Here is a 4,087-nt window from a genome sequence, read left to right as displayed (position 1 = left end):
CCAAGTGGTGCGCCTGCGCTATCAGGCCGCCGACCACGCCGCGCCCGAAAAGCGCGCCGTGGAGCCCATTGGTCTGTACCGCAGCCGGCAGTGGCACGTGGTGGCCTATTGCCGGCTGCGGCAGGCCTTCCGCGACTTCCGCCTCGACCGCATCCAGCACCTGGAAACGACCGCGGAAGTGTTTGCGGCACGCCCCGAAACGTTGCATCAGTACTGGCAGGTGGAGGCCAGCAGGCGGCCACGCGAAAAAGTAGTCCTTCGCTTTCAACTGGCAGCGCTGCCGTCGGCCACGGTGCAGCAGCTGCACGACACCAAGCGTCAGTACGGCTGGGCCCACGAGCAGCCGCTGCCCGATGGCCGCCTGGAAATGACCTTGCTGCTGGGCTCACTGCCCTACCTGGCCAGTTGGCTGCTGCCCTTCGCGGGGGCCGTGGCGGTGGTGGAACCGCCCGCCCTGCGCGAACATATGCGCGAGCTGGCCCAGCGGGCGCACGATTTTTTTTGCGCGCCCGAAAACATGCTGACATAGGGCTGTCAGGGGCGGCGGGGACTTTTGTGGAGTCAAACGACAAACACTTTCTATCCAACTCCACAACCCAAAATATGAAAAAGCGGACCATTGACCCCTGGATATGGGGTGAGCGTACCAATTCGGTGCAAGCCGTTGAAATTAAGCAGCCCGAAGCCACGCTCTTTTGCTCGGGACTGGTGGCCCTCGACGCCGAAGGCCGGCCCAGCACCGCCGACATGCGCAGCCAACTGCTGCAAACCTTCCAGAATCTGGAGCAGCTCATCGGCGAGGCCGGCTACGAGTGCTCGGGCATTGCGCGGCTGAACGTGTACACCACCTCGGTGACCGAATTCTTCACCACCTGCACCGATGTTTACCAGGAATGGACGGCCCGGCACGGCGTCCGGCAGGCCACCACGCTGCTGGAAGTCAAAGGCCTGTTTGCCAACTTGAGCGTGGAGCTGGAAGCTACCCTGATGAAATAGGCGCCTCGGCCGCCGCACAGCGCAAGGGCCCGGTACTTGACCGGGCCCTTTGCGTGTGGCTGGGGGCCAGCCAGCTTCTGGTGTGGTGGGCAAAGAACTTATTTCACCAGCCCCAGCCCCGCCGCGTGCGCGGCGGCCGTGGCGTAGGTGGCGGCCAGCATCATGGGCACGCCTTCAGCTTTTAGCTCCTCGATGATGGGGCCGACGAGGACAGCGCGCTCGGGCACCTGCACGTCGCGGATGTAGATGGCGCGGATGCGACCGGGATGGCGGCGCACTACTTCGCGGTAGATACGGGCGTCTTCCTGGCCGCTGTCGCCGCAGAGGATGAAGGGCAGCTGGGGGTAGGTGGTGAGGATGTCGTCGATTTCGTGGAGCTTGTGGGCGAAGTGGATGGCGGCCGAGCCCGTGACGCCGGGGGGCGGGGTGGTGCGCGGCGTGCTGATGGTGAAATCGCGCAGCAGCAGCGGGCCGGGGGGCATGTCGTGCAGGGCCATGAACTCTTCGAGCACGTCGTAGAGATTCCAGGGGCTGCTGCTGACGTAGAAGAAGGGGTTGTCGGGCCGGCCGGTGCGGCCGTAGAGCAGCTGGCGGTAGAACTCGGCCACGCCGGCGAAGGGCTGGCGCGAGTGGGCGTTGCTGAACAGGGTGCGGGCCAGCATCTTGAGGATGTTGGTGGCGCTGGTTTCAAACACCGTGTCGTCGAGGTCGGAAATGACGCCGAACTCGGCATCGGTGGGCGGTACCAGCACGCTGGCCGTGGCCTGCACTTTGGCCAGCTCGGGCGGAAAGGCGGCGGGCAGGCCGGCCACGCGTACCGGCACGGGATACCAGAGGTAGGCCTCGGGGGCGGGCAGGGTGCGGGGCTCCAGAATGAGGGTGAAATAACCTTCGTCGTCGGTCGTCACGGCGTGCTGGCTGCCGTCGGGCAGCTCGGCCAGCAGGTCGGCGCCGGGGATTTCGCGGCTGTTGAAGCGGCGCACCATGCTCAGGAAATTGCGCCAGCTGGAATCGGTGGCGGACTGGGGGCGCAGGCCGGGGTCGCCGAGCAGGCGGCCTTTGAGGTAGAACTTGTGGGCGGTGCCGTAGCTGCGGTAGGCGTCGAGCTGCAGGCGCTTGAGGCGGCCTTTGCGGGCGAGGTAACGGGTAAAGAAGTGGTCGGTCCATTCGTTGAGGGCCGACACGGGTTTAAGCAGATTCATGGGGCAAACCTACGGCTGCGAGGGCAGGGCGGCCGGATTTATGGCCGGATTTGTTGCTGACCGCGCCGTTGGCGCGCGTCTGCGACGCGTGCCGACTGGTTGGCGTGCGGCCCAGGTTTGGGCGTTTTGCGCGGGCGAGTCGTTTGCCAGCGAGCCGAAGGCCCGGAGCCAAACGACTCGCGTCGCAGATGCGTGCCAACGGAGTGGGCAGCCACGGTGGGGCTTTTCGCGTAGAACCCTCACGTCTGAATTCCCAGCCCCCACACGCTCCGCCTGCCCATGTCAACTGCCGCTGCCCCCGCCGCCCATCCCAAGACCCGTAAAAAAAAGCTGCTGCCCCAGGAGGAAGCGCATATTCTGTACAAAGACCCTGCCCGGCAGGCCCGGATGGCCGGCCTGCGCTACGCCACCGACAACGGCCCCGGCCTCACGCGCAAACCCACGCGGGCCGGCAAGTTTGCCTATTACGACGCCAAAGGCCACAAAATTGACGACGCCAAAACGCTGGACCGCATCAGCAGCTTCGTGATTCCGCCGGCCTGGACGGAGGTGTGGATTTCGCCCTCGGCCACCACGCACCTGCAGGTGACGGGCCACGACGCCCTGGGCCGCAAACAGTACCGTTACCACCCGGCCTGGGACGAAATGCGCAGCCTCACGAAGTTCTCGCGCCTGCTCACCTTCGGCGAAAAGCTGGCCCCGCTGCGCCAGCAGCTTAAAAAGGACCTCGCCCGCCCGGCCCTCGACCACGACAAGGTGGTGGCCCTGGTGATTACGCTCATGGACCAGTCGTTCATCCGCGTCGGCAATAAGGAATATGCCAAGGAAAAGGCCGGCAAAAAGGCCAGCTACGGCCTCACCACCCTGCAGGACGACCACGTCGACGTGCACGGCAGCGACGTAAATTTCTCTTTCGTGGGCAAAAAAGGCGTGCCGCACGACGTGACCGTGCACGATGCCCGCCTGGCCCGCCTGGTGCGCAAGTGCAAGGAAATCCCCGGTCAGCACCTGTTTCAGTACTATTCGAAGGACGGGCAGCGCCACGCCCTCGAATCGGGCGACGTGAACGAGTACCTGCACCGCCACACCGGCCTCGCGCTGTCGGCCAAGGACTTCCGCACCTGGGGCGGCACCGTGAAAATGGCCGGCTGCCTTGAAGCCGTGCTGCGCGAAGAGCCTGACCTCACGCCCGAAAAGGCCATTAAGAAAGCGGTGAAGGACGTGGCCTCAGCCCTGGGTAACACGCCCACGGTGTGCTCCAAATACTACATTCACCCGCAGGTAGTCGAGCTGTTCAAATCGGGCGAGCTGGTAGAGTTTCTGCGCAAGCACGATGCCGAAGCTGCGCCCGATGATGTGCTCTCACCCATCGAGCGGCTGGTGCTGAAAATGCTGAAGCAAGCGTAATCAAGCACGAAGTAGGGTGCGGGGCTTGCCCCCGCCTGCCGTTGAACGACTCATTTGGGCGTTGTTCAACGACGGGCGGGGGCAAGCCCCGCACCCTACTTCGTTTGTAATGGCGCTGTGCCTATTCCTCAGGTATCTTATCGAAGGCCTTGCCCGCTGACACGCTGCCCTGCTCGAAGCGGACGCCCGCCGCGGGCTGGCGCAGCTCATCGTTGCCCGGGCCGCCGTAGATGCGGATGGCCGGCTGGCGGCGGGCGGCCGCGCCGTGGGTGGTGACGATGAACAGGTCGTCGCCCCCCAGGCCTTCGAGTTGAATACGCTTGGTTTCGGCTGGTATGAAAGCCCGGCGGTACTGCGCCACGGTGCCCTGCGCGGCAAACACGGCCACCACCGTCGAGTCGGCGTAGCGGTGGATTTCGAACCGCTCGGCCTGGTCGGTGCCGCCGATGCGGGGCTGGCGGGCCAGCTCGCGGTAAAACGTT

Annotated in this window: 4 protein-coding genes and 1 pseudogene; 3 read left to right on the top strand and 2 right to left on the bottom strand. The window is 65.0% G+C overall.

Annotation, left to right across the window (positions count from 1 at the left end; translation table 11 throughout):
* A partial coding sequence (locus ACYVDE_RS16360) for a WYL domain-containing protein (protein ID WP_460502622.1) occupies positions 1–529 on the top strand: 529 nt, incomplete at its 5' end.
* A gap of 74 nt (positions 530–603) precedes the next feature.
* Entirely contained in the window at positions 604–996 is a 393-nt protein-coding gene (locus ACYVDE_RS16355; protein ID WP_460502621.1) for a RidA family protein, read from the top strand.
* Positions 997–1,094: 98 nt separating this feature from the next.
* Here the strand turns inward: ACYVDE_RS16355 and ACYVDE_RS16350 are convergent, their stop codons facing one another.
* Complete coding sequence (locus tag ACYVDE_RS16350; RefSeq protein WP_460502620.1) at positions 1,095–2,198, bottom strand: App1 family protein; 1,104 nt, start codon at positions 2,196–2,198, stop codon at positions 1,095–1,097.
* 279 nt (positions 2,199–2,477) lie between these two features.
* On the opposite strand from ACYVDE_RS16350, the gene ACYVDE_RS16345 reads away from it, so the two are divergent.
* Positions 2,478–3,605, top strand: coding sequence for a DNA topoisomerase IB (locus tag ACYVDE_RS16345; RefSeq protein WP_460502619.1), 1,128 nt, complete (start codon positions 2,478–2,480; stop codon positions 3,603–3,605).
* A 121-nt stretch (positions 3,606–3,726) separates the two neighbouring features.
* Here the strand turns inward: ACYVDE_RS16345 and ACYVDE_RS16340 are convergent.
* Positions 3,727–4,087, bottom strand: a pseudogene (locus ACYVDE_RS16340) (hypothetical protein); the annotation flags it as partial.

This window comes from Hymenobacter agri (genome assembly GCF_054778495.1).
This window is presented reverse-complemented; position numbering and strand designations above follow the sequence as displayed.

Bases quoted from the DNA above. Each gene is read 5' to 3' on its own strand.
- ACYVDE_RS16355 (WP_460502621.1), top strand. From the start codon at position 604: ATGAAAAAGCGGACCATTGACCCCTGGATATGGGGTGAGCGTACCAAT.
- ACYVDE_RS16350 (WP_460502620.1), bottom strand. From the start codon at position 2,198: ATGAATCTGCTTAAACCCGTGTCGGCCCTCAACGAATGGACCGACCAC.
- ACYVDE_RS16345 (WP_460502619.1), top strand. From the start codon at position 2,478: ATGTCAACTGCCGCTGCCCCCGCCGCCCATCCCAAGACCCGTAAAAAA.